This is a genomic window from Mesorhizobium wenxiniae (assembly GCF_002284535.1).
Lineage (GTDB): Bacteria > Pseudomonadota > Alphaproteobacteria > Rhizobiales > Rhizobiaceae > Mesorhizobium > Mesorhizobium wenxiniae.
The window spans coordinates 176,100-200,454 of the sequence record NZ_NPKH01000011.1 but is presented as its reverse complement, the minus strand read 5'-3'; the positions used below and the strand labels follow the sequence as shown (position 1 = coordinate 200,454).

21 protein-coding genes and 3 pseudogenes are annotated in these 24,355 nt (G+C 63.9%); 11 read left to right on the top strand and 13 right to left on the bottom strand.

Annotation, left to right across the window (positions count from 1 at the left end; all coding sequences use genetic code 11):
- Window positions 1–42 precede the first annotated feature (42 nt).
- From pheS to pheT, 3 genes are read left to right on the top strand one after another with little or no spacing between them, the layout of a single operon-like run.
- Complete coding sequence (gene pheS / locus CIT31_RS03295; RefSeq protein WP_095517428.1) at window positions 43–1,128, top strand: phenylalanine--tRNA ligase subunit alpha; 1,086 nt, start codon at window positions 43–45, stop codon at window positions 1,126–1,128.
- On the top strand, window positions 1,125–1,544 hold the full coding sequence (locus CIT31_RS03290; RefSeq protein WP_095517427.1) for a GFA family protein: 420 nt from the start codon (window positions 1,125–1,127) through the stop codon (window positions 1,542–1,544). Before pheS ends, CIT31_RS03290 begins: the two co-directional genes overlap by 4 nt.
- A gap of 2 nt (window positions 1,545–1,546) precedes the next feature.
- On the top strand, window positions 1,547–3,955 hold the full coding sequence (gene pheT, locus CIT31_RS03285) for a phenylalanine--tRNA ligase subunit beta (RefSeq protein ID WP_095517426.1): 2,409 nt from the start codon (window positions 1,547–1,549) through the stop codon (window positions 3,953–3,955).
- Between the two features lie 63 nt (window positions 3,956–4,018).
- On the opposite strand, the gene CIT31_RS03280 is transcribed toward pheT, so the two are convergent.
- Window positions 4,019–5,014 carry an aldo/keto reductase gene (locus tag CIT31_RS03280; RefSeq protein ID WP_095517425.1) on the bottom strand — a complete coding sequence of 332 codons (996 nt, stop codon included), beginning with the start codon at window positions 5,012–5,014 and terminating at the stop codon, window positions 4,019–4,021.
- A 96-nt stretch (window positions 5,015–5,110) separates the two neighbouring features.
- Between CIT31_RS03280 and CIT31_RS03275 the strand changes: the two are divergent.
- The 5 genes and pseudogenes from CIT31_RS03275 to CIT31_RS35995 form a co-directional block, all read left to right on the top strand.
- Window positions 5,111–5,994: pseudogene (locus tag CIT31_RS03275) on the top strand (LysR family transcriptional regulator).
- A 28-nt stretch (window positions 5,995–6,022) separates the two neighbouring features.
- Window positions 6,023–6,600: pseudogene (locus tag CIT31_RS03270) on the top strand (cytochrome b).
- A gap of 68 nt (window positions 6,601–6,668) precedes the next feature.
- Window positions 6,669–7,244, top strand: a complete 576-nt coding sequence (locus CIT31_RS03265) for a YceI family protein (RefSeq protein ID WP_095517708.1) — start codon at window positions 6,669–6,671, stop codon at window positions 7,242–7,244.
- A gap of 181 nt (window positions 7,245–7,425) precedes the next feature.
- On the top strand, window positions 7,426–8,412 hold the full coding sequence (locus tag CIT31_RS03260; RefSeq protein WP_029347491.1) for a Gfo/Idh/MocA family protein: 987 nt from the start codon (window positions 7,426–7,428) through the stop codon (window positions 8,410–8,412).
- 40 nt (window positions 8,413–8,452) lie between these two features.
- Window positions 8,453–8,647: pseudogene (locus CIT31_RS35995) on the top strand (FAD-binding protein); the annotation flags it as partial.
- A gap of 53 nt (window positions 8,648–8,700) precedes the next feature.
- Here the strand turns inward: CIT31_RS35995 and CIT31_RS03250 are convergent.
- From CIT31_RS03250 to bcoG, 7 genes are all read right to left on the bottom strand, one after another.
- Entirely contained in the window at window positions 8,701–9,642 is a 942-nt protein-coding gene (locus tag CIT31_RS03250; RefSeq protein WP_095517423.1) for an alpha/beta hydrolase, read from the bottom strand.
- A 219-nt stretch (window positions 9,643–9,861) separates the two neighbouring features.
- A complete protein-coding gene (locus CIT31_RS03240) occupies window positions 9,862–10,644 on the bottom strand; it encodes a carnitinyl-CoA dehydratase (RefSeq protein ID WP_029347500.1) in 783 nt (260 codons plus the stop codon).
- A complete protein-coding gene (locus CIT31_RS03235; RefSeq protein ID WP_095517422.1) occupies window positions 10,637–12,715 on the bottom strand; it encodes an acetate--CoA ligase family protein in 2,079 nt (692 codons plus the stop codon). Before CIT31_RS03235 ends, CIT31_RS03240 begins: the two co-directional genes overlap by 8 nt.
- A 3-nt stretch (window positions 12,716–12,718) precedes the next feature.
- Window positions 12,719–13,882: an acyl-CoA dehydrogenase family protein gene (locus tag CIT31_RS03230; protein ID WP_095517421.1), complete on the bottom strand. Its 1,164-nt coding sequence runs from the start codon at window positions 13,880–13,882 to the stop codon at window positions 12,719–12,721.
- Window positions 13,883–13,886: 4 nt separating this feature from the next.
- The gene (locus CIT31_RS03225) at window positions 13,887–14,960 is read right to left on the bottom strand and encodes a 3-hydroxyacyl-CoA dehydrogenase NAD-binding domain-containing protein (protein WP_095517420.1); all 1,074 of its coding nucleotides are present in this window, start codon (window positions 14,958–14,960) and stop codon (window positions 13,887–13,889) included.
- Entirely contained in the window at window positions 14,957–15,586 is a 630-nt protein-coding gene (locus CIT31_RS03220; protein WP_095517419.1) for an HD domain-containing protein, read from the bottom strand. The genes CIT31_RS03225 and CIT31_RS03220 overlap by 4 nt, the downstream gene beginning before the upstream one ends.
- A 28-nt stretch (window positions 15,587–15,614) precedes the next feature.
- Window positions 15,615–16,526: a 3-dehydrocarnitine:acetyl-CoA trimethylamine transferase BcoG gene (gene bcoG / locus CIT31_RS03215; RefSeq protein WP_029347504.1), complete on the bottom strand. Its 912-nt coding sequence runs from the start codon at window positions 16,524–16,526 to the stop codon at window positions 15,615–15,617.
- 110 nt (window positions 16,527–16,636) lie between these two features.
- On the opposite strand from bcoG, the gene CIT31_RS03210 reads away from it, so the two are divergent.
- On the top strand, window positions 16,637–17,617 hold the full coding sequence (locus CIT31_RS03210) for a GlxA family transcriptional regulator (RefSeq protein ID WP_095517418.1): 981 nt from the start codon (window positions 16,637–16,639) through the stop codon (window positions 17,615–17,617).
- A gap of 6 nt (window positions 17,618–17,623) precedes the next feature.
- On the opposite strand, the gene CIT31_RS03205 is transcribed toward CIT31_RS03210, so the two are convergent.
- Window positions 17,624–17,833 carry a hypothetical protein gene (locus tag CIT31_RS03205; RefSeq protein ID WP_029347507.1) on the bottom strand — a complete coding sequence of 70 codons (210 nt, stop codon included), beginning with the start codon at window positions 17,831–17,833 and terminating at the stop codon, window positions 17,624–17,626.
- 184 nt (window positions 17,834–18,017) lie between these two features.
- The gene (gene xylA / locus CIT31_RS03200; RefSeq protein WP_095517417.1) at window positions 18,018–19,343 is read right to left on the bottom strand and encodes a xylose isomerase; all 1,326 of its coding nucleotides are present in this window, start codon (window positions 19,341–19,343) and stop codon (window positions 18,018–18,020) included.
- 113 nt (window positions 19,344–19,456) lie between these two features.
- Here xylA and CIT31_RS03195 point away from each other — a divergent pair, with 113 nt between their 5' ends.
- The gene (locus CIT31_RS03195; RefSeq protein WP_095517416.1) at window positions 19,457–19,819 is read left to right on the top strand and encodes a nuclear transport factor 2 family protein; all 363 of its coding nucleotides are present in this window, start codon (window positions 19,457–19,459) and stop codon (window positions 19,817–19,819) included.
- A gap of 35 nt (window positions 19,820–19,854) precedes the next feature.
- Here the strand turns inward: CIT31_RS03195 and xylB are convergent, their stop codons facing one another.
- The 3 genes from xylB to CIT31_RS03180 form a co-directional block, all read right to left on the bottom strand.
- Window positions 19,855–21,309 carry a xylulokinase gene (gene xylB / locus CIT31_RS03190; protein WP_095517415.1) on the bottom strand — a complete coding sequence of 485 codons (1,455 nt, stop codon included), beginning with the start codon at window positions 21,307–21,309 and terminating at the stop codon, window positions 19,855–19,857.
- Window positions 21,310–21,390: 81 nt separating this feature from the next.
- The gene (locus CIT31_RS03185) at window positions 21,391–22,713 is read right to left on the bottom strand and encodes a tetratricopeptide repeat protein (protein WP_095517414.1); all 1,323 of its coding nucleotides are present in this window, start codon (window positions 22,711–22,713) and stop codon (window positions 21,391–21,393) included.
- Between the two features lie 9 nt (window positions 22,714–22,722).
- On the bottom strand, window positions 22,723–23,346 hold the full coding sequence (locus CIT31_RS03180; protein ID WP_095517707.1) for a LysE family translocator: 624 nt from the start codon (window positions 23,344–23,346) through the stop codon (window positions 22,723–22,725).
- Between the two features lie 206 nt (window positions 23,347–23,552).
- On the opposite strand from CIT31_RS03180, the gene CIT31_RS03175 reads away from it, so the two are divergent.
- The gene (locus CIT31_RS03175) at window positions 23,553–24,326 is read left to right on the top strand and encodes a L,D-transpeptidase (RefSeq protein WP_095517413.1); all 774 of its coding nucleotides are present in this window, start codon (window positions 23,553–23,555) and stop codon (window positions 24,324–24,326) included.
- Window positions 24,327–24,355 lie beyond the last annotated feature (29 nt).

Sequence of the window (24,355 nt, the reverse complement as noted above, 5' to 3'; positions counted from 1 at the left end):
GGCTGGCGCGGGTTTTTCTTTGCCTCCAATCGGGCCTGAAACATGAGTGACATGGAAACCCTCGAAAATTCCCTGATGAACGACATCGCGTCGGCCGCCGACGAGGCCGCGATCGAAGCCGTGCGTGTTTCAGCGCTCGGCAAGAAGGGCTCGGTCTCAGAAATGCTGAAGACGCTCGGCTCGATGAGCGCAGAAGAGCGCCAGATTAAAGGCCCGGCTATCAACGGCCTCAAGACCCGCGTCACCGAGGCACTTACCGCGCGCCGCGCCGAGCTGAAGGACGTGGCGATCGCGGCACGGCTCGCGGCGGAAAAGGTCGATGTGACGCTGCCGGTGCGGCAATCGCCGGCCGAGCGCGGCCGCATCCATCCGATTAGCCAGGTCAGCGACGAGATTGCCGCGATCTTCGGCGACCTCGGCTTTGCCATCGCCGAAGGCCCCGATATCGAGACCGACTATTACAATTTCACGGCGCTGAATTTCCCCGAAGGCCATCCGGCGCGCGAGATGCACGACACCTTCTTCTTCCAGCCGGACGAGAAGGGCGAGCGCAAGCTTTTACGCACCCACACCTCTCCGGTGCAGATCCGCACCATGGAGGTGCAGAAGCCGCCGATCCGCATCGTCATCCCCGGAAAAACCTACCGGCAGGACTCCGATGCCACCCATTCGCCGATGTTCCATCAGGTCGAGGGACTGGTGATCGACAAGACGGCCAATGTCGCCAACATGAAATGGGTGCTGGAGGAGTTCTGCAAGGCCTTCTTCGAGGTGCCGCAGGTCAAGATGCGCTTCCGGCCGTCCTTCTTCCCGTTCACCGAACCCAGCATGGAGGTGGACATCCAGTGCGACCGTTCGCGGCCGGGCGAGGTGCGCTTCGGCGAAGGCTCCGACTGGATGGAGATCCTCGGCTGCGGCATGGTCCACCCCAACGTGCTCCGCTACGGTGGGCTCGATCCTGACGAGTATCAGGGCTTTGCCTGGGGCATGGGCATCGACCGCATCGCCATGCTGAAATACGGCATGCCGGACCTGCGCGCCTTCTTCGACGCCGATGTGCGCTGGCTGTCGCATTACGGCTTCCGGCCGCTCGACATGCCGACGCTATTCGGGGGCTTGAGCGCATGACAGCGGCCCACACCGGCGGCTGCCGTTGCGGCGCCGTGCGGTTCGAGGCTTCGGCCGAACCGCACCATGTCAGCTATTGCCATTGCGGCGATTGCCGGCGGGCCAGCGGCGCGCCGGTGTCGGCTTTCGTCGGCTTCATCACCGAGCAGGTCGCCTTCACGGGCAAGGCGCTGAAGATGTTCGAGAACGGGTCGGTGACGCGCTCCTTTTGCGGCGTCTGCGGCTCGCCGATCGCCTATGTCGACGAGCGGCTGGCCGACCATATCTATTTCGTGCTCGGCGCCATGGACATGCCGGCCTATTTCAAACCGACGCACCATGCCCATGTGCGCGAGCAACTGCCCTTCCTGCACATGCCGGACGACTTGCCGCGCCATTTGAAGACCAGCGTGCCCAGACCATCAGACGGAACATAGTCATGAAACTCACCCTCTCCTGGCTCAAGGATCATCTCGAGACCGACGCCTCGCTGGCCGAGATCGTCGAGCGGTTGACCTCGATCGGCCTCGAAGTCGAGCATGTCGATGACAGGTCGAGCCTGAAGCCGTTCGTCATCGCCAAGGTGCTGACGGCGGTGCAGCATCCCGACGCCGACCGGCTGCGCGTGCTGACGGTCGATACCGGCGACGGCAAGGCCCCGGTGCAGGTCGTCTGCGGTGCGCCCAACGCCCGCGCTGGCCTGATCGGCGCCTTTGCAGCACCCGGCACCTATATTCCCGGGATCGACGTGACGCTGGCGGTCGGCAAGATCAGGGGTGTCGAAAGTCATGGCATGATGTGCTCCGAGCGCGAGCTCGAGCTTTCCGAAGAGCATTCCGGCATCATCGACCTGCCCGCCGACGCGCCTATTGGCACCAGCTACGCCGCCTACGCGCATCTCGACGATCCGGTCATAGAGATCAATTTGACGCCGAACCGTCCGGACGCGACCAGCGTCTATGGCATCGCCCGCGATCTGGCGGCAAGCGGGCTCGGCCGCCTCGTCGGCGGGGCGATCATGCCGCATGCCGGCGACGGCATGTGCCCGGTCAAGGTGAAGATCGAAGCACCGGAGCTCTGCCCGGGTTTCGCGCTCAGGCTGGTGCGCGGCGTGAAAAACGGCCCGTCGCCGAAATGGCTGCAGCAGCGGCTGATCGCCATTGGGCTGAGACCGATCAGCGCGCTGGTTGACATCACCAACTACGTCACCTTCGACCGCGCCCGGCCCCTGCATGTGTTCGACGCCAACAAGGTCGCCGGCAACCTCACCGTGCGGCGGGCCAGCGATGGCGAAAAGGTACTCGCCCTCGACGGGCGCGAATACACGCTGACGCCTGACATGTGCGTCATAGCAGACGAGGACGGCGTCGAATCGATCGCCGGCATCATGGGCGGCGAGCATTCCGGCTGCGACGAGAACACCACCGACGTGCTGATCGAATCCGCACTTTGGGATCCGATCACCACCGCGCGCACCGGCAGGACGCTAGGCATCATCAGCGATGCGCGTTACCGGTTCGAGCGCGGCGTCGACCCTGAATTCATGGTGCCCGGGGTGGAACTGGCCACCAAGCTGGTGCTGGATTTCTGCGGCGGGACGCCGACCGAAACCGAAGTCGTCGGCTATGCCGGCCATGTCGAGAAGATCGTTTCCTTCCCGTTGTCAGAAGTGAAGCGGCTGACCGGCATCGAGGTGCCCAGGGACGGGAGTCTCGCCATCCTTTCGCGCCTCGGCTTCAAACCGGAAGGCGTGGGTGATGTCATCAATGTCGCCGTGCCATCCTGGCGGCCGGATGTCGATGGCAAGGCCGATCTGGTCGAGGAAGTCATGCGCATCCACGGCATCGACAATATCGCGCCGCAGCCGCTCGGCGCGCATGATGCCGTCAATGCCAAGATCCTGACCACGCTGCAGATCCGCACCCGCGCCGCCAAGCGGGCGCTGGCGGTGCGCGGCATGATGGAGGCGGTCACCTGGTCGTTCATTCCGGCAAAACATGCCGAACTGTTCGGCGGCGGCGAGACATCACTCAAGCTCGCCAATCCGATCGCCGCCGACATGTCCGACATGCGGCCGTCGTTGCTGCCGGGCCTGATCGCCGCCGCGCAGCGCAATGCCGACAAGGGCATCGGCGATGTCGCGCTGTTCGAAGTATCGGGCACCTATGAGGGCGATGCGGCCGACCAGCAGCGACGCGTCGCCGCCGGCGTTCGGCGCGGCACGGCCAAGCTCGAAGGCTCCGGCCGTCATTGGGCCGGCAATGCCGGTCCGGTCGGCGTTTTCGACGCCAAGGCCGACGCGATCGCAGCACTCGAAGCCTGCGGCGCGCCGGTCGAGCGGCTGCAGATCGAGGCCGGCGGCCCGGCCTGGTATCATCCCGGCCGTTCCGGCACGATCAAGCTCGGACCTAAAGTCATCTTGGGAACGTTCGGCGAATTCCACCCTAAGACCCTGGAGAAACTGGACGTCTCCGGGCCGCTCTGCGGCTTCGAGGTCTTCGTCGACGCCGTACCCGAGCCGAAGGCCAAGCCGACGCGGACGAAACCGAAGCTGGAACTGTCTGCCTTCCAGGCGGTCAAGCGCGATTTCGCCTTCGTCGTCGACAAAGCGGTCGAAGCCGGCACGCTGACCCGCGCCGCCCTTGCCGCCGACAGGAAGCTGATCACCAATGTCTCGGTCTTCGATGTGTTCGAAGGGGCATCGCTCGGCGCGGCCAAGAAATCGATCGCCATCGAAGTGTCGATCCAGCCGGTCGATAAGACGCTGACCGACGAGGATTTCGAGACGCTGGCAAAGCGCATCGTCGAGAATGTGAACAAGCAGACCGGCGGAGTGCTGCGGGCATAAATCGGATTTGGAAACAAAGAAGGGGCGCTGGAGCGCCCCTTCTAATTTTCATTCGGCCGGTGTCTAGCCGTTGACCAGCGCCAGCATTTCTTCGGTATAGCGCTTTCCGACGACTTTTTCCGGCGACAGGGCGTCCCCGATGGCCGCCACCTCGGCTTGGCTCAGCGCGATCTGTGCCGCTGCCGCATTCTGTTCCAGATGGTGGATCTCGCGGGCGCCGGGGATCGGCACGATGAAATTGCCCTGATGCAGCACCCAGGCCAGCGCCAGTTGCGCCGGCGCCACACCCTTCTCCGCCGCCATTGTTTCCAGCGTTGCAATGACCGCCGCATTGGCCGCCATGGCGTCGGCCTGGAAGCGCGGCAATCCACGGCGCCAATCATCGGCGCCGAGAACCTCTGGTTTGGCGATCGTGCCGGTCAGCAGGCCGCGGCCGAGCGGGCTGTAGGGGACAAAGCCGATGTCGAGCTCGCGGCAGACGGCAAACACCTCTTCTTCCGGATCGCGGCTCCACAGCGAATATTCGCTCTGCACGGCTGATATCGGATGCACGGCATGCGCCCGGCGAATGGTCGCGGCACTCGCCTCCGACAGGCCAAGTGCGCGCACCTTGCCTTCCTGCACCAGCTCGGCCATGGCGCCGACCGTATCCTCGATCGGGACATTGGGATCGACGCGATGTTGGTAGTAGAGGTCGATCACCTCGGTGCCCAGCCGCTTCAATGAGGCTTCGGCCACCGCCTTGACGTGTTCGGGGCGGCTGTCGACACCGGCCATGCGCTCGACGCCGTTGCCTTCTTCGAGAATCTTGAAGCCGAATTTTGTCGCGATCGTCACCTGATCGCGCACCGGCTTCAACGCCTTGCCGAGCAGGATCTCGTTCTCGTACGGCCCATAGACTTCGGCTGTGTCGAAGAAATTGACACCAATATCGACGGCGCGGCGCAGCGTGGCGATCGCGTCGGCCTCCGGCTGGCCGCCATAGACGAAGCTCATCCCCATGCAGCCGAGGCCGACCGGATAGACGTCAAGTTCATTTCCAAGCTTGCGGGTTTGCATTACGCCTCTCCTTGTTGTGATGCGACGGAAATAGCGTCTTGCACCGCGTTCGATAATCGGCTCTCATTCGCACGGGCTGTTCTAAAAAACAGATCAATGAACCGAACTCACCTCTCACAGCTTGCAGTGTTAGCAACCGTCGCCCAGTGCGGCAGCTTTCGTGGCGCGGCCAGGGAACTGGCCATTGCGCCCTCCGCAGTCAGCCATGCGGTTTCCAGCCTGGAAGCGCGTCTTGGCGTCCGGCTCCTGGCGCGCAGCACGCGCAGCGTCGCCCCGACTGAGGCAGGCGCGCAGCTGCTCGAGCGGTTGAGGCCGGCGCTGTCGGAAATCGATCTCGCGCTGGAATCGGCGGTCGAGGCGCGCGACCGGCCGGCTGGCAATCTAAGGCTGACTGTGCCGCGCACCGCTGCCCACCTGGCGCTGACGCCGCGGCTCGGTGCCTTTGCATCGGCCTATCCCGACATCGCGCTGGAGATCGTCATCGAAGACCGCTTCACCGATGTGGTCGAAGGCGGCTTCGACGCCGGCGTCCGGCTCGGCGAGAGCCTGCAGCGCGACATGATCGCGGTGCGCATCGGGCCAAATCTTTGCGGCGCCGTCGTCGGCGCGCCATCCTATTTCGCGACCATGCCCAGGCCGCGCCATCCGTACGATCTTGCCGGTCACCGCTGCCTCCGCTTCCGCTTCTCCAGCGGCATCCTCTACCGCTGGGAATTCGAGAAGGACGGAGAGGAGATCGAGCTGGCGGTGCAAGGGCCGCTGATCCTCGACGAGGACCATCTGATCGCCAATGCGACGGCGCCGGCCTTGCCTTCGTGTTCGAGGATTATGTTCGCGATGGCATTGCCGACGGCAAGCTCATTCGCGTGCTGGAGGACTGGTGCCCGCCCTTCGACGGTTTCTTCGTCTACTATCCGAGCCGCCGCCAGATGCGGCCGTCGCTCAGGGCCTTTGTCGATTTCTTCAAGATGACCGGATGAAAGCCGAGCTCGTAGCCGTTCACCGACAATGCCGGCATGGATCACAAACACTACGACCCGCTATGGCTGGTCGGCGATCGTCCTCCATTGGCTGATCGCCGCGATCTTCATCGGCCAGTTCGCGCTCGGCTTAGTCATGATGCGGGTATCCAGCCAGCGCACCGCCTTCGAGCTGATCCAACTGCACAAATCTTTCGGTTTCCTGCTGCTCGGCCTGGTGATCCTGCGCATTGCCTGGCGGCTCGGCAATGCGGTGCCGGCGCTGCCACGCTCGGTCGGACGCTTCGAGCGCCGGACAGCGCCGCTCGTCCATTCGCGCTCTACGTGTTTCAGCTCGCGCTGCCCCTGTCCGGCTGGGCGCTGGTGTCGGTGTCGATGCTGGAGATCCCGAGCGTGCCGTTCAACCTGTTCGTCATGCCGGACCTGCCACTCGCGGAATCGGACCCGGCGGAAAGCTTCTGGACGTCGGCGCATTGGTATCTCGCCTATGCCGGCATCGGACTTGTCGCCCTGCATTTCGCCGCGGCGCTGCGCCATCATTTTTGGCTGAAGGACACGGTGCTGACGCGCATGATCGCGCCTTCGTCGGATCACAACGCGGAATAGAGTGAGCGGCTCATTCGTTGGTGGGGCGAGGGCGCTAAAAAGTGTTGCCTCCAAAAAGGATGACGCCCATGGTTGCGCGCATCTTCGGATTTGCGGCGGTCGCCGCTTGCCTTGCCGTGCCTGTTTTCGCGGCGGTGGCGCTCAGCGACGCTGCCGGCAGCTACACGATCAGCCCGGTCGGTTCCAGCATCCGTTTCTCCGTCGGCAAGGCCGGCGGCGGCGGGCTCGCCGGCGCCTTCGCCCGCTTCAAGGGCAGCATCCGCATCGACAACAGCAATATCGGGCGCTCCCAGGTCAATATCACGATCTTTCCCGAAAGCGTCGGCACCGGCCAGCGCCGCGTCGACGCCTTCCTTCGCTCCGACGCGGTGTTCGACGCAGCCAACAATCCGGAAATCCAGTTCCGCTCGACCAGCGTGAAACGCACCGGCGACACGTCAGCCCTTGTCACCGGCCGTCTGACGGCGCGCGGCAAGACTTTTCCGGAAAAGTTCACCGCCGAGCTCGCCGGCCTCAAGGCGGGCACGATCAGATTCCATGTCACCGGCAAGGTGCTGCGGTCGCGCTACGGCATGGATGTCGGCACGCCGATCTATTCGAACGTCGTCGACTTCGACATGACGCTTACAGGTAGAAGGGGATAGCCTTTGGACCTGGGTTCCTCTTCCCGCTACGTGGCACGAGGAACCCAAGCTCTGCGGAGGGCAGCGCCGGCACCCGAACAAGCCGCAGACGATCGCCTTGCTCCCTGCCATGGTTCGCGTTGGCTTTTCCGCCGATTTCAGGCAAACCTCGACGTCTGCAATTTAAAGATGGAGAAGCCTGATGTTCCGATGGGGTGTTTTGTCGACGGCCAAGATCGGCCGCGAGCATCTTTTGCCCGCAATAGTCGAGGCGGAGAACGGCGTGCTGTCCGCGATCGCCAGCCGCGACATTTCGAGGGCCCGTGCCCTGGCCGATCGTTTCGGCGCGCCCCATGCCTTCGGTTCCTATGACGAGCTGCTCGCATCCAAGGACGTCGACGGCGTCTACATCCCGCTGCCGACCGCGCAGCATGTCGAATGGACCGCCAAGGCGATCGAGGCCGGCAAGCATGTTCTGGTCGAAAAGCCGCTGGCCCTCGATGCCAAGGAGATTCCGCCGCTGATCAAGCTGCGCGACGCCAAGAACGTGCTCGTCTGCGAAGCCTTCATGGTCGTCTACCACCTGCAATGGATCAAGGTGCGCGAGCTGATCGCCAACGGCGCCATCGGCCGGCTGCGCCATGTGCAGGGCGCGTTCTCCTACTACAATGTCGATCCCAAGAACATGCGCAACCAGCTCGATCTCGGCGGCGGCGCGCTGCCCGACATCGGCGTTTACCCGACGGTATCGACTCGTTTTTCGACGGGCAAGGAGCCGCTGCGCGTCCAGGCGACGATCGAACGCGACAAGACGTTCGGCACCGACATCTACTCTTCGATCCGCGCCGATTTCGGCGACTTCGAACTGTCGTTCTACCTGTCGACGCAGATGGCGGCGCGGCAGGTGATGGTATTCCACGGCGAGAAGGGCTTCATCGAGGTGCTTTCGCCGTTCAACGCCGGCATCTACGACCATCATCGCATCGAGCTGCACAACCAGAACCACAGCGAGGCGCAAGTGTTCCGCTTCCCCGGCATGCAGCAATACCGGCTGGAGGTCGAGGCGTTCGCGCGGGCGGCACAGGGCGGCACCGACCGCGTCTTTACGCTGGAAGAGTCGGTGCTCAACCAGAAGGTCATCGACGCCATCTTCCGCGCCGGCGAGAAGGAAGGCTGGGAGACGGTCTGACGATCCGTCAAAGCCGGGAGGAGAGCCGGGGGAGGAGAGAATGGCTGACGATGCCGATGTGATCATTGTCGACGCCGGCCTTGCCGGCCTCGTCGCCGCGGCGGAACTGGCCGAGGCCGGCAAGAAGATCGTCGTCGTCGACCAGGAGCCGGTCCAGTCGCTCGGCGGCATCTTCCTCGTCGATTCGCTCATGGTACGCGGCGCTGGAAGGCACGTTTCTCGGCGGCTGCATCTTTTCCGGGCCGCAGCGCCGGCCGCGCGGCGTCACGCGGGATGGGCTAGACCCCTTTACCAGATCCACTCGCCGCGTCCCAGAACCGCTACCGCGTCGACGATCCGGGTAAAGCTCGAGCGGGCGCGGCCGACCGTATGCCGGGCTCTGAGATAGCCATGTACCAGCCCCGGCTCTTCGAACCAGAAGGCGTGGCCGTCTGCCGCAAAGACGCGGTCGCGATAGGCCTCGCCGTCCGACGAGAGCGGGTCGCATTGTGCGGTGATCAGCACGGTGGGCGGCAGATTGGCAGAATCGGCGTCGGCCAGCGGCGACAGCGTGAGATCTCCGGTGCGGTCTTTGCCGCCGGTCCTGATATTCGTGTAGAAATCGAGGTCGCGCACTGTCAGCATCGGCGCCTCGGCATGGGTCACGTAAGAACCCTGCGTGCGGTCGCCGCCAAGGCCGGGATAGATCAGTACCTGGCCGATCGGCCTTCGCGCATGGCCGCGTGTTGCGTGGCTGACCGCAGCGGCGAGATTGCCGCCGGCGCTGTCGCCGCAAAGCAGGATCGGGCGCTTGTAAGTCGTCGCCGCCCATTCGAAGGCGCTGATGGCATCGTCGAAGGCGGCCGGATGAAGATGTTCCGGCGCCAGCCGGTAGTCGACCGAAACCACTTCATAGCCGGTGCGGCCGCAAAGCTCGGCGCAGATATCGTCATGGCTGTCGAGCCCGCCGAGAATAAAACCGCCGCCGTGGAAATAAAGCACCATCGCCGCCGCTTCCGGCGCCGGGGTCCGATAGATGCGGATCGGGATCGGATGCGAGGGCGTGACAATGGCGGTGGTTTCCGCCGTAACCCCTTGCGGATAGCCGGCAGAGAACTCGCGGCACATGCGGTCGTAGATTTCGCGCTGCTGGTCGATCGTGTAGTCGATCGTATCCGGTGGATAATAGGAATTGGTCCGCTCGATGAAGGCCCAGGTCTCGGCGTCGATCAGCTTTTTGTAGTCGGTCATGGGAACTGAACGGATCGTAACGAATCCGCCTGGGCACCCCCCTCTGTCCTGCCGGCCATCTCCCCCTCAAGGGGGGAGATCGGATGTCGCATCGGCTTTCGCCAATCTCCAGCGCGGCAGGAAGGGTGAATGGGCCGAAGCTGCCAATCTCCCCCCTTGAGGGGGAGATGCCCGGCAGGCCAGAGGGGGGTGGGAAGAAAAGCCATCATCTCCGCAGGATCATTTTCCCTTCCACACCGGGTCTCGCTTTTCGGCAAAGGCGCGAAAGCCCTCGAGATTGTCCTCCGAGCCGTACAGTGCGTCAACCGTCGGCAATTGGCGGCGCGTCACCCGGTTCATCGCGTCCTGGAAGGTGAGCGATTCGGCGATCCGCGCCGTCTCCTTGATCGCGGCAAAGACCAGCGGCGGACCGTCGGCCAGCAGCCGTGCGATCTCCCAGACGCGGTCTTCGAGCCTGTCCTTGGGCAGCACCTCGTTGACCAGGCCCCAGCGATGCGCCTCGGCGACATCCATCCAGCGGCCGGTGAGCAAAAGATCCATGGCGACGTGATAGGGAATGCGCTTCGGCAGCTTGATCGTCGCTGCGTCAGCCAAAGTGCCGGCACGGATTTCGGGCAGCGCAAAGGAGGAATGATCCGACGCGTAGATGAGGTCGCAGGATAGCGCCAGCTCGAAACCGCCGCCGACCGCCATGCCGTTGACGCAGGCGATGACCGGCTTGTTGAGGTCGCGCAATTCCTGCAGCCCGCCGAACCCGCCAACGCCATAGTCGCCGTCGACCGCATCGCCGCCGGCCGCGGCCTTCAGATCCCAGCCGGCGCAGAAGAACTTATCGCCGGCGGTCGTGACAATGGCGACCCGCAGACCCGGATCGTCGCGGAACGCCTTGAACGTTTCGCCCATCAGGCGCGAGGTCTTCAGGTCGATGGCATTGGCCTTGGGCCGGTCGAGCGTGACTTCGAGAATGGTGCCCTCGCGGCGGGTGGTGATGACGTCAGACATTCTTTTTCTCTCCAAGCACCAGCAGCGCGTCGGCGATCCAGGCGCCTTTGCCTTGCGCGCTGACGATCAGCGGATTGATGTCGAGTTCCTCGATCTCGCCGGCATTTTCCTGCACGAAGGCGGCGATGCCTGATATCGCATCGATGGCGGCCGCGACATCGGCCTTGGGCCGGCCGCGATAGCCTTCGAGCAGCGGGAACAATTTGAGCCCGCGCAATGCCGCCTCGATGTCGTCGCGTGTCGCCGGCAGCATCAGCGTGACGCTGTCGCGCAGCAGTTCGACCAGCACACCACCGGTGCCGAGCGTCATAACCGCGCCGAACATCGGGTCGCGGGTGAAGCCGACGAGCAGTTCGGCGACGCCGTCGCGCACCATGCGCTCGACATAGAGGCCGGTGCCGAGCGCATAGAGATCATGGGCGGCGGTGCTGACGGATTCGGCATCCCTGAGGTTAAGCCGCACCGCGCCGAGCTCGGATTTGTGAGTGACGCCCAAAGCCTTCAGCGCAACCGGAAAACCGAGCGCCATCGAGGAGATCACCGCGTCGACCGCATTGCCGGCGCGTTCGCCCCTCGGCACGGGAAGCCCGGCCTCGATCAGCCGCGCTTTCGCCTCGGCCTCGTCAGGCGTGACATGGTCGCTGGCCGGCGCACCTGACGCGGAGGTGTCGATCGGCTGCGCCTGCGGCTCGCGCCAGGCCCAGCCGATGAAGGCGGCCGCCTGGGCGGCGTCCATTGCCTCGGAAATGCCGAACAACGGCACCATGCCGCGTGCCATCAGCCCGGCGGTGTATTCCTCGGGCAGGTTCTCCGGCAGCGAGGAGACGATTGCGCCCTGCGCCTTGTTGGACGTCAGCGCCGATTCGAAGGCGCGCAGCGTCGTCCACCAGTCGGTATCGGAGCATCGGTCGGGGCGCGGGAAATCGAGCACCAGCATGTTGAGGTCGAAGCCGCCCGACACCATGGCGGTGAAGGTGGCGGTCATCGCCGGCTCGTTGTTCCAGATGAAGGTGTGGTAGTCGAGCGGGTTGGCCACCGCAACCAGCGGCCCGAGCGTCGATTTGACGTGGGCGCGATGCGTGTCGGTCAGCGCCGGGAAATTCACCCAGCGGCCTTCTGCGCTGTCGGCCATGACAGACGCTTCGCCGCCCGAACAGCTCATCGACGACAGCCGGTAGCCGGGCAGGGGACCGGTGACGTGCAGCAGCTTGAGCGCCTCGATGAAGGCAGGGATGGAATCGACGCGGGCGATGCCGAGCCGCTTCAGGAAGGCGCCCGAGGCAGCGTCCGAGCCGGCCAGCGACGCGGTATGCGAGACGGTCGCTTGCCGCGCCTGCTCGGAGCGGCCGACCTTCATGGCGATGATCGGTTTCTTCAGCTCTCGCGCCCGCGCGGCCAGCCTTTCGAAGCCGGCTACTGAATCGAAGGCCTCGATATGCAGGCCGAGCGAAGTGACGCGATCGTCCTCGATCAGGCCGAGCGCCATTTCGGAAAGGCCGGTCTGTGCCTGGTTGCCGGCGGTCATCAGAAAGGCGATCGGCAGGCCGCGCTTCTGCATAGTCATGTTGATGGCGATGTTCGACGATTGGGTGATGATGGCGACCCCGCGGCCACCCTCGGCCAGCCTGATGCCGCCATGCTGGTCGGGCCATAAAAGCGCGCCGTCGGCATAATTGATCAGGCCGTAGCAGTTCGGCCCGATGATCGGCATCTGGCCGGCCGCTGCGACTAGTTCGGCCTGCAGCCGCTCGCCGTCCTCGTCATAGGCCTCGGTCTCGAGAAAGCCGGCGGCAAAGCAGACGGCGCCGCCGGCACCGCGCTCGGCCAACGCCTTGACCACTTCTATGGTCAAATGCCGGTTGACGCCGACAAAGGCAGCGTCCGGCGCTGCAGGCAGGTCGGCCACCGAGCGATAGGCCTTGCGGCCGGCGACCTCCTCCTTGGTCGGGTGCACCGGCCAGATCTCGCCGGCAAAGCCCATCTTGATCGACTGCGCGACGACGGCGGCAGCCTGCGCGCCGCCGAAGACGGCAATCGTTCGCGGGCGCAAAAGGCGCTCAAGTTTGTGCATCGATCAGCCCCCGAACGGGCGCAACAGCGCCCGCGAGATAATGTGGCGCTGGATTTCCGAGGTGCCTTCCCAGATGCGCTCGACGCGGGCGTCGCGCCAGATGCGCTCCAGCGGCAGGTCGTCCATCAGCCCCATGCCGCCATGGATCTGGATTGCTTCATCGGCGACGAAGGCAAGCATTTCGGTGGCCTTCAACTTGGCCATGGCCATGTCCTGATCAGTGACGGTGCCCTGATCGTACTTCCAGCCGGCTTCGAACACCATCAGGTCGGCCGCCTTCAGTTCGGTCGCCATGTCGGCGAGCTTGAACGATACGCCCTGGAACTTGCCGATCTGCTGGCCGAATTGCTGCCGCTGCGCGGCGTATTCGACGGCATGGCCAAGCGCCCGCTCGGCCCGGCCGAGACAGGTGGCGCCGACCTGCAGGCGGGTTGCGCCAAGCCATGAATTGGCGACGTCGAAGCCCTTGTGGACCTCGCCGAGCACTTGGGCTCCGGGCAAGCGGCAATCGTCGAATTCGAGGATGGCGTTGGTGTAGCCGCGATGCGAGACGTTGCGATAGCCGTCGCGCACCGTGAAACCCTTGGTGCCCTTGTCGACGAAAAAGGCGGTGATCTTCTTGCGTTTGCCGCGCGGCGTCTCCTCTTCGCCCGAGGCCATGAAGACGATGGCAAAATCGGCAAGGTCGGCATGGCTGATGAAATGCTTGGTGCCGTTCAGCAGCCAGTCGTCGCCGTCCTGCACGGCGGTCGCCTTCATGCCGCGCAGGTCGGAGCCGGCACCCGGCTCGGTCATCGCCAGGCAGTCCCATTTGTCGCCGCGAATGCAGGGATAAAGGTATTTCTCGCGCTGCTCCGGCGTGCCGGCCAACAGGATGTTGGAAGGCCGCGCCACGCAGGTCCAGTGCAGCGCGTAATTGGCACGGCCGAGCTCTTTTTCGTAAAGCAGCCAGGTCACCGTGTCGAGCCCGGCGCCGCCGACTTCCGTCGGCATGTTGGCGGCATAGAGACCGGCTTCGATTGCCTTGGCCTTGATCTCCTCGATCAGCTCACGGCGCAGCACGCCGGTGCGCTCGACTTCGCGCTCATGCGGGTAGAGCTCATTCTCGACGAAGGCGCGCGTCGTCTCGACGATCAGTTTCTGTTCTTCGGAGAGGCCAAATTCCATAGTATTAGCCTTTCTTCTTTTTCTTCGGCTTTTCAGCCTTGGCTTTTTCGGCCGCCTTGGAAGCGGTGGGCTTCTTCGCCGCAAGCTTGGCGAGCTGCTTGGTATAGTCCTTGTGCAAGGCGCCGGCGCCCCAGCCCTTGCCTTTGTTCTGCTTCGACAGCGCCTCCATGATGGCCACCAGATTGTCGTCGCGGATCTTTTCGAGCTCACGGATCGACAGGCCATGCGCCTGGTCGTCCGACTGGGTGGCGATCAGGTCGACCAGTTCGTCGTTGAACTCCGGCACATCCATCAGCTTGGTCCATGGCCATTTCAGGCACGGCCCGAACTGCGCCATGAAATGGCGCATGCCGGCCTCGCCGCCGGCGACGCGATAGACCTGGAACATGCCCATCTGCGCCCAGCGCAGGCCGAAGCCATAGCGCATGATGTCGTCGAGTTCCTCGACCGTGCAGATGCCATCCTTGATCAGCCACAGCGCCTCGCGCCATGCCGCCTCCAGCAGGCGGTCGCCGACGAAAGCCTCGATCTCCTTGCGGATCACCACCGGCTTCATGCCGATCGAGGCGTACATCTCCTTGGCGACTTCGATCGCCTCGGGAAAGGTCTGTTCGCCGCCGACGATCTCGACCAGCGGCAGGAGGTAGACCGGGTTGAACGGATGGCCGACGACCAGCCGCTCCGGATGCTTCTTCATCGCCACCTGCATGTCGGTCGGCTTGATGCCGGAGGTCGAGGAGCCGACGATGGCGTTGGCCGGCGCATAAAGGTCGATCTCGGCCAGCACGCGGTGTTTCAGTTCGAGCCGTTCCGGTACGCTTTCCTGGATGAAATCGGCATCGGCGACGGCATCGGCGATGGTCTTGGCAAAGGTCAGTTTGCCCTCTTTTGGGAGGCCGTCGGGCAGCATCTGTTTGTAGGCGCGGCGCGCGCCTTTCATCACTTCGCCGACCTTGCGCGAAGCTTCCGGGTCGGGATCGAAAATCGACACGTCGATGCCATTCAAGAGCAGCCGCGCTACCCAGCCGGCGCCGATGACGCCGCCGCCGATTGCAGCTGCCTTGGTGATGATGCTCATGCGGAGGCTCCGGTTCTTGTCCTGGCTATTTCCAGATCGATGAGAGGCACGCGCTCGCCGGCGCGGATCACGGTGGGGTCATAGGCCCTGCGCGCAAACACTTCGAGCACGATGGGCCGGAAGAAATCGATCGGCAGCGTCTCGTAATCCGGATCGAAGCTCGACTGGTCCCAGCGCTCGCAGAACTGGTCGCAGTCGTCGAAATAAAGATGGCCGGCGAAACGGTCGCGGGCATGGGGATTGCCGCCGAGATGGTGGGCGTAATAGAGGCGCTGGAAGTCACCGTGCTTTTCCACCACCCAGGTGCACTGCTCGCGCACGAAGGGTTTTAGGATCGAAGCTGCATATTCGTCGTGATTGTAGGGTGCGTAGATGTCGCCGATGTCGTGCAGCAGCGCGCAGGCCATCCAGTCGGTGTCGGCGCCGTCGCGCCATGCGCGCGTCGCCGCCTGGAGCGAATGGCCGAGCCGGGTGATCTTGTAGCCGGACAAGCCTTCGTCGAGCTGGACAAGCGCATCAAGCAGCCGTTCACCGGTCTTCGCCGCATAGTCGATCTCGTGCTCGGTGAGGAACGCGTAGTCGTCGCGGTCGCCGTCCTTCATGGCGGTGAATTTCACGGTCTTCATCGGCGGCTCCTCCCTACCGATTCCCTGTTCAAAGCGGCGCGCGCTTCGTCAAATTGAGCTTCTTGCGCACCTCGTCCGGGCCGATGACCCTTGCGCCCATGTTCGACACGATGCTGACCGCCCGCTCGACCAGCTGCGCATTGGTCGCCAGCACGCCCTTGTCGAGCCAGAGATTATCCTCGAGCCCGACGCGGACATTGCCGCCGGCCAGCACCGCGGCGGCGGCATAGGCCATCTGGTTGCGGCCGATGGAGAAGGCCGACCAATTCCAGCTCGACGGCACATTGTTGACCATCGCCATGAAGGTGTTGAGATCATCGGGCGCGCCCCATGGCACGCCCATGCACAATTGCACGAGAGCATCCGGATCCAGCACCTTTTCCTCGACGAGCTGCTTGGCAAACCAGAGATGCCCGGTGTCGAAGGCCTCGATCTCCGGCTTGACGCCGAGCGCCGTCATCATGCCGCCCATGGCGCGCAGCATGCCGGGCGTATTGGTCATGACATAGTCGGCTTCGGCGAAATTCATCGTCCCGCAGTCGAGCGTGCAGATTTCCGGCAGGCATTGGCGCACATGCTCCACGCGGTTGGTCGCGCCGCCCATATCGGTGCCTTTCTCGTTGAGCGGTAGCGGATTCTCCGGCGAACCGAACACCATGTCGCCGCCCATGCCGGCGGTCAGGTTCAGCACCACGTCGACATCTGCAGCACGGATGCGCTCGGTTACTTCGCGATAGAGCTGCACGTCGCGCCGTGGCTTGCCGGTTTCGGGGTCGCGCACATGGCAGTGGACGATCGCCGCACCCGCTTTTGCCGCATCGATGGCCGAATCGGCAATCTGCTTGGGCGAACGGGGCACATGCGGGCTACGGTCCTGCGAGCTGCCGGACCCGGTCACGGCACAGGTAATGAAAACCTCACGGTTCATCGTTAGCGGCATGGACTTTCCTCCCAACCAGCACAGACGGCCAAATCAAACATGGGCCTGATCGAACAGACGGCAACAATGCCTGACTTGCCGGAAACTGTTTTGCGTTTTACGAAGATCGGATGATGAAAAACGAAAAGCCTTCGATCTTTCGCGCCGAACGCTCGCCGCTCAAGGTAACTCTTCTGATATTTTCCGGGTCGTCGATCATGTGCGTGGCATCGGCGGTCGATCCGCTGCGCGCCGCCAACCGTATTGCCGGCGAGACGCTGTTCGATTTCAGGCTGGTTTCGGTGACCGGCGAAGCGCCGGTCACCACATGCGGCCTGCCGGTTGCGGTCAGTGGCCGTTTCGATGCGGCGGATATAACCGATATGCTTGTCGTCGTCGCCGGTTTCGGTACGCAGAACTATGCCACATCGGCTCTGCTTGCCGGCCTGCGCCGGGCGGCGCGCGCCGCACGCGCCTGCGGCGGTGTCGAAGCCGGCACCTGGCTGGTGGCGCGCGCCGGCCTGCTGGAAGGACGCAGCGCCACCACGCATTGGGAGGACATGGAAGATTTTTCGTCGGCCTTTCCAGGCGTCGATGTGCGCCCCGACCGCTATGTCATCGACGGGCCGGTCTTCACCTCGGGCGGCGCTTCGCCGACCTTCGACCTGATGCTGCATCTGATCCGCACGCGGCTCGGCATGGCTGTCGCGCTCGATGTGGCAAGTGTCTTCATCTACGATCAGGCGCGCGCCGCGACCGACGCGCAGCCGCTTGTCTCGCTCGGCCGACTCGACGGCTACGATCCCAGGCTGGCGCAAGCCATCCGGCTGATGGAAGCCCATGTCGACCAGCCCTTGACCATTGCCGCGGTGGCAAAGCGCGCCGGGGTGACGGCGCGAACGCTGGAGAGCATCTTTCGCAAGTCGATCGGCGAGACGCCGGGCGCCTATTATCTCAGGCTGCGGCTGGGTGCCGCGCGCCGGCTGGTGATCGACACGCGGGTGGCCATGGCCGATATTGCCGGGCGAACAGGATTCTCGTCCGCCGCGGCATTTTCCAGGGCGTTTTCAAGAGCTTTCGGCGAAGCGCCGGTCAGGCTGCGTAAGGGATAGTCGGGATTAGGCAGCGTCCTGGCGGTCGCTTTTGCCGTCGATGTGCGAGCGCATCTGTCTCGCAAGATGGGTCTCAAAGCGGCTGGCGACCGCGCGATCCCATTCGTTTGCACTGCGCGCACCGTGCTTCGGATGCGGCAGCGCCATCAGCCGGTCGATGATCGATCCGGCCTCGCCAGATGAGAGCAGGGCGTCGATTTCGCGTTCGTGCTGCATATCGTTTCGCCTCCTTCTTTCTGTTCCCGCCACGGACCACATATACGAGATTCGTGACGGCTGTTTGAAGGCAAGAGCGAGGCGATTGAGGGGCGGTGCGAGGCAAAACCTTGTCGTCAGTTCCGTCCCCGCGCAAAGCTGTTCCGGACGGCGGGTCGGTCAAGAGACCCGCCGGTGCGACACCTCAGACATACCGGTTGACGATATTCTCGAGCAGTTCCTGGCGGCCGGATCTCGGCTGCGGCTCGATCTTCTTCTTGACGACGCGTTCGGTGATCTCCTCCAGCGTCCTCTTGCCGGCAAGCATCGCCTTGGCCTCGGCCGAGTTCCAGCCGGCATAGCGCTCGGCCAGCGGTCCCGATAGCGCCTTGTCCTCGACCATGCGCGCCGCAGCCTTGAGGCCGCGTGCACAGCAATCCATGCCGCCGATATGGCCAATCAGCAGATCCTGCGGGTCGAGCGACTGGCGCCGCAACTTGGCGTCGAAATTGGTGCCGCCGGACTTGAAGCCGCCAGCCTGCAGGACCTGGTAATAGGCCAGCGCCATCTCCGGCACATTGTTGGGGAACTGGTCGGTGTCCCAGCCCGACTGGTAGTCGTTGCGGTTCATGTCGATAGAGCCGAAGATGCCGAGCGCACTGGCCAACGCCAGTTCATGCTCGAAGGAATGGCCGGCCAGGATGGCATGGCCCTGCTCGATGTTGAGCTTGACCTCCTTCTCCAGCCCGAAGCGTTTCAGGAAGCCGTAGACCGTGGCGACGTCATAGTCGTACTGGTGTTTTGTCGGCTCCTGCGGCTTCGGCTCGATCAGAATGGTGCCCTTGAAGCCGATGCGGTGCTTGTAATCGACGACCAGGTTGAGGAAGCGGCCGGCCTGTTCCTGTTCGCGGGCAAGGTCGGTGTTGAGCAGCGTCTCATAGCCCTCGCGGCCGCCCCACAGCACATAGTTCTCGCCCTTCAGCCGCTTGGTGACATCGATGCAGTGTTTCACCGTCGCTGCCGCATAGGCAAACACATCCGGATCGGGATTGGTGGCGGCACCCGCCATGAAGCGGCGGTTGGAGAACAGGTTGGCCGTGCCCCAAAGCAGCTTGACCCCAGTCTGCTTCATCTTCGACGCAAAGTAATCGGCGATCTCATCGAGGTGCGCGGCACTTTCGGAAAAATCTTTTCCTTCCGGCCGCACATCGGCATCGTGGAAGCAGAAGTAGGGGGCACCGAGTAGCGCAAACATGTCGAAGGCGACATCGGCCTTGAGCTTGGCCAGCTCCATCGTGTCGGTGCCGCCGGCCTTGGCGAACCATGGCCGCTCAAAGGTCTGGCCGCCGAACGGATCGCCGCCCGGCCAGGCGAATGAATGCCAGTAGGCGACGGCAAAGCGCAGATGGTCTTCCAGCCGCTTGCCGGCGACAATTTCGTCGGGATTGTAGAACCGGTAGGCCAGCGGATTGGTCGAATCCGGCCCCTCATATTTGATCTTCTGGATGTCGCCGAAAAAGCCGCTGGTCATGATTGTCTGTCCTCTCGCATGGTTCTATCCTGATTACCTCAGGCGTAATTGGTTTCGCGTTGGCGTTGGATGAAAACGGTCATGTCAAAGCCCCTCAACAAAGGAGACAGACCATGACCGACCTCAACACGATCGCCGAAAACTACATCACTGCCTGGAACGAGAGCGACGCCGTGCGCCGGCAAGCCTTGCTCAAGGCGGCCTTCACCGAGGACGTCAGCTACCGCGATCCGATCATGCAGGGCGACGGCCATGACGGCGTCGACGCACTGATCGAAGGCGTCCAGCAGCGTTTTGCCGGCTTCCGGTTTTCGTTGAAGGGCAAGCCGGACGGATTTGGCGACACGATCCGCTTCTCGTGGAATCTCGGGCCGGAAGGCACGGATTCCGTCATCGAAGGCACCGACATCGGCGTCATCGAGAATGGCCGCCTGAAGAGCGTCACCGGCTTTCTCGACAAGGTTCCGGCACAGTGAGGTCATCTCAGGCCTCGGCGGGGGTGGGAAACCACTCACGCCGTGGCGGCCTTGATGGCTGGGTAAAGCAAGCGGTAGCGCTGATAGGCATCCGCATAGGCATTGCTTAGTGCGGCGACCGGCTCGATAGTGGCATCGGTGGCCGGCGCCGTGCACACTCTGAGCGGATCGGCGCCCGTCGCCGCGATCATGCCGAGTCGCGCCGCACCGAAGGCAGCGCCGAAATCGCCATCGGCCGGGATGTCGACGGGCAGGCCGAGGGCGGTGGCGATTGCCTTCAGCCAATAGCGCGAGCGCGAGCCGCCGCCGATCGCCGTCACCCGCGTCAGCGTCGTGCCGGCCGTGGCCAAAGCCTCGAGACTGTCGCGGAAGGCGAAAGCCACACCTTCGACTACCGCCTGGGTCAGCACAGCGCGGCTCGATTCATGCGCAAGCCCGGTGAACGCGCCGCGGATGGCCGAGTCATTGTGTGGCGTACGCTCGCCGGAGAGATATGGCAGGAAGGACACGCCGGTCGGCGCCTTCAGCGTATCGCCGAGTTCGGCGGTCAGCTCGCCGGCGCCTTTCCCTGATATCTCCGACAGCCAGTTGAGCGAATCGGTCGCCGACAGGATGACGCCCATCTGGTGCCAGGTGTCGGGCAGCGCGTGGCAGAACGTATGCACCGCGCTTTCCGGGTTTGGCAGATAGGCGGCGTTGGCGGCAAACAGCACGCCTGACGTGCCAAGCGAGACGAAGGCCTGGCCGGCTGCGACCGTGCCCATGCCGCAGGCCGACGCCGCATTGTCGCCGGCGCCGCCGGCGATCGGGATGCCGGCCTGCATTCCCCATTTCGAGGCCAGTTCGCTGCGCAGGGCGCCGGCCTTCTCAGTGCCTTCGACCAGCGACGGCATCTGCTTCTGGTCAAGCGACGTGGCGGAAAGCAGGTCGGATGACCAGCCTCGCTTGCCGACATCGAGCCAGGACGTGCCTGCCGAGTCCGACATTTCCGAAATATGTTCGCCGGTGAGCCAGAGCCGCAGGAAATCCTTCGGCAGCAAGACTTTTGCCACTTTGGCGAAAACATCCGGCTCGTTGTTTTTCACCCAGACCAGCTTTGGCGCGGTGAAACCGGGGAAGACAATGTTGCCGGTCAGATTGCGAAAGCGCGGGTCGGCGTCGAGCTTGGCCGCCTCGGCATGGCTGCGCGTATCGTTCCACAGGATGCAGGGGCGCAGCACCTGGTCGCCGGCGTCGAGCAAGGTGGCGCCGTGCATCTGGCCGGAAAGGCCGATGCCCTTCACGGCGGCGAGTTGTCCTGCATACGAGGCGTTGAGCTCGGCAATTGCTTCCTCGCAGGCGCGGATCCAGTCGGCGGGGTTCTGCTCGGACCAGCCGGGATGCGGCCGCGACACGTCGAGTGAAGCATGGCCAGAGCCGATGACAGTCTGCCCGGCATCGATCAAAAGCGCCTTGACGCCCGACGTGCCAAGATCGAGGCCGAGATACATGGTGTCCTCCCACTGCCATTAATTTTTTCGGATCTCGAAAAAATATGACTTCGCAGTTTTTAAGACAAGATCCGCCTCCGGTCAATTCTCCGACAAATCGGCGGCGCGCCGCGAGAACAGCGCCGACAGCAGACTGTCCGGCCGCGCCAGCGCGCGTTCCGCGGCAAGCGCCGTTGCCAGCGCATGATCGCCGGAACGCAACGCCGCTTCGATCAGCGTCAGGTCGATGACGTCGCGTTGCGCGTGGCTGCCCCCGAACCGGTGGGCGATCGCCCGGATTGGCCGGATCAGGCGTAGCGTCTCGGCATAATTGCCGTCGCCGAATGCCTTGATGGCGAGCGTCAAGGGATGGCCGACATCGCGGGTGAAGGCGGCGTTGTCGTCGTTGCCGTGCAGGGCCTCGCTCTGCGCCTCGAGCAAGGCGCGAACCGGCGCTTCTTGGCCGGCGCCGACGAAGGCCATCATCGCATGGGCATCGTTGAAGGCATAGTTGCCGGCGCTGGCTTTGGTCCAGTTGGCGGCGAGCGCCGCCCAGCGGGGGCCGACATCGACGCCGCCGAGATGCAGCCGCCACAGGATCGCCGAAGCGTCGACCATGTTGAGCGCCAGCGTCGAGCGCTCGCCGTAGATCGGCCCGTCATAGAGCGCCAGCACCTGTTCGGTCTCGCCGAGATCGTAGTGAAACAGCGCCAGATGCCACCAATTGTGCACTTGCAGGAAGCTTTCCTTCGTCCAAGCTTCGGGGTTGGCTCGCATCCAAGCGATGCCGTCCTTTTGCCGGCTCTGCATTTCCATGACGTGGGCGACGGCGTGCTGTGCCCAGCCGTCGCGCGGCTCGATGTCGACTGCCATGCGGCCAAGCTTTTCGGCGCGCGCATAGTCGCCCATTTCCTCCAGCCCGAACGCCTGCATGCCAAGTATGGCGTGGTATCCCGGCATGCCGCTTTGCCACGACGGCAGCGCGCGGCCGATGCGGTCGCGCAGCATGCGGGCATTGCCGGTGAAGAAATCGATCTGGTGCCCGGTCTGCAGCGCCAGCGCATCGAGCGGAAACTCGATGGCGATATCCTCGAGCAGACGGGCGGCTTGATGCCAACCTCCTGCGGCAAGACGGCCGAGTGCAGCGACATGCGCCTGCTCACGCGGCGTCGCCGCAAGCGGTAGCGACGCCTCATAGCAAGTCCTGGCCACGGCTGTCGCCTCACGCTCGGTGGCGAGGCCGAAGAGATAGCCCTTGAACACATGCGCCATGACGAAGCCGGGATCCTCGGCGATGGCGCGATCGACCGAGCCGACCGGATCGCCGATGAAGCATTGCAGTTCGCGGACAGCCTGGCTGTAGGACGAGAACCCGGCCTCGGTCGCACCCGAAAATGTCAGGCCGAATGCATCCCTGACTGCCATGTCATGTCCTCAATTGCCCGAGCGCATCGCCACCGTGGCGATGCCGGCGCCGACCAGCAGCGTGCCGCCGGTGCGGTTGAAGATGCGGATCGCCAGGGGATTACGCACGACGTTGCGCGCCCTTGCCGCGATCAACGCGTAGCCGAAGGCATTGGCGAAGGCGAGCACCAGGAAGGTCGTTTCAAAGATCAGCATCTGCGTCCAGAAGTCGGCGTGCCGGTCGAGGAACTGCGGCAGGAAGGCGACGAAGAAGGTGATGCTTTTCGGGTTGAGCGCGGTGACCAGCCAGGCATGCGCCATCATCTTGGCCGACGACACCGCGTCTAGGCGCGGCTCGGCCTTGAGCGTGCCACCGGCGCGAAACAGCTTTACGCCGAGATAGATCAGATAACCGGCGCCGATCACCTTCAGCAGCATGAATACGGTGGCCGACGCCGCCAGCAGCGCGCCGATGCCCAGCATCGACAGCGTCATCGCCGTGAAGTCGCCGAGCGCCACGCCGACCGCCATCGGCAGCGCGGTGCGCCAGCCCTGGCCGAGAGCATAGGACACGACCAGAAGGATGGTCGGGCCGGGAATGACAAGAAGGATCGTCGAGGCGGCGGCAAAGGCGGCCCAGTTTTCGAAGGACATGTTCGTCTCCTTGAGCTCAAAGAAAAGGATAAATCCTTGGGCTCGCAAAGATGTAAAGGGGCAGCATCGAAAATGTGCGGCGCGACGGCTCGGCCGGGAGGTTAAGGCAGGGTAAGAAGTCTTCACGCTTTTTCAACCATGATTGGTGAAAATACACTCTATCCGGCCGGACCGTGTTTCCCGCCGACAGCGTAGGGTTTGGGTAGATGCGTGAGTTGCCGCAAGGGCTGACGCCGCCGTACAATGGCGACGAAATCGAAATCGAAATTTCCGAAATCCAGCTTTCCCGCCGCGCAGTGTTGTCCGGCGCCGGTGCGCTGGCGCTGCTCGGCATCGCCGGCTGCAGCCAAACGCTCGATTTGTCGGCGCTGCAACTCGACGGCGTCACCACCGGCGCGATCACCCCCATCCGCCCGAGCATCAGCGTCGACAAGAACATCACCAGTCCCGATGTGATGTATGCCTCCGTCACCGACGGCGGCTTCACGCTGCCGGAAGTGCCCTACCTCAAAGTCAAGCCGGAGTTCCGTCGCCAGATCGTCGTCGACCCGACCGGCGAGCAGCCCGGCACCATCGTCGTCCATTCGCAGGAGCGGCTGCTCTACCTAGTGCAGCCCGGCGGTGACGCGATCCGCTACGGCGTCGGCATCGGCAAGGAAGGCTTCCGCTGGTCCGGCCGCGCCAATATTCAGTACGGCAAGGAATGGCCGACCTGGACGCCGCCGGCCGAGATGATCGCCCGCAAGCCGGAACTGGTGAAATGGCGGGCCGGGCAACCCGGCGGCCTCGACAACCCGCTCGGCGCGCGCGCGCTGTACATCTACCAGAACGGCCACGACACCGGCTACCGCATCCATGGTTCGCCCGAATGGTGGAGCATCGGCCAGGCGATGTCGTCGGGCTGCGTTCGCCTGATCAACCAGGACATCATCGACCTCTACAGCCGCGTCTCCAGGAAGAACCCGGTCGTCGTCGTCTGACCCTCCCGGTCGTCGTGTGATCTGATAGC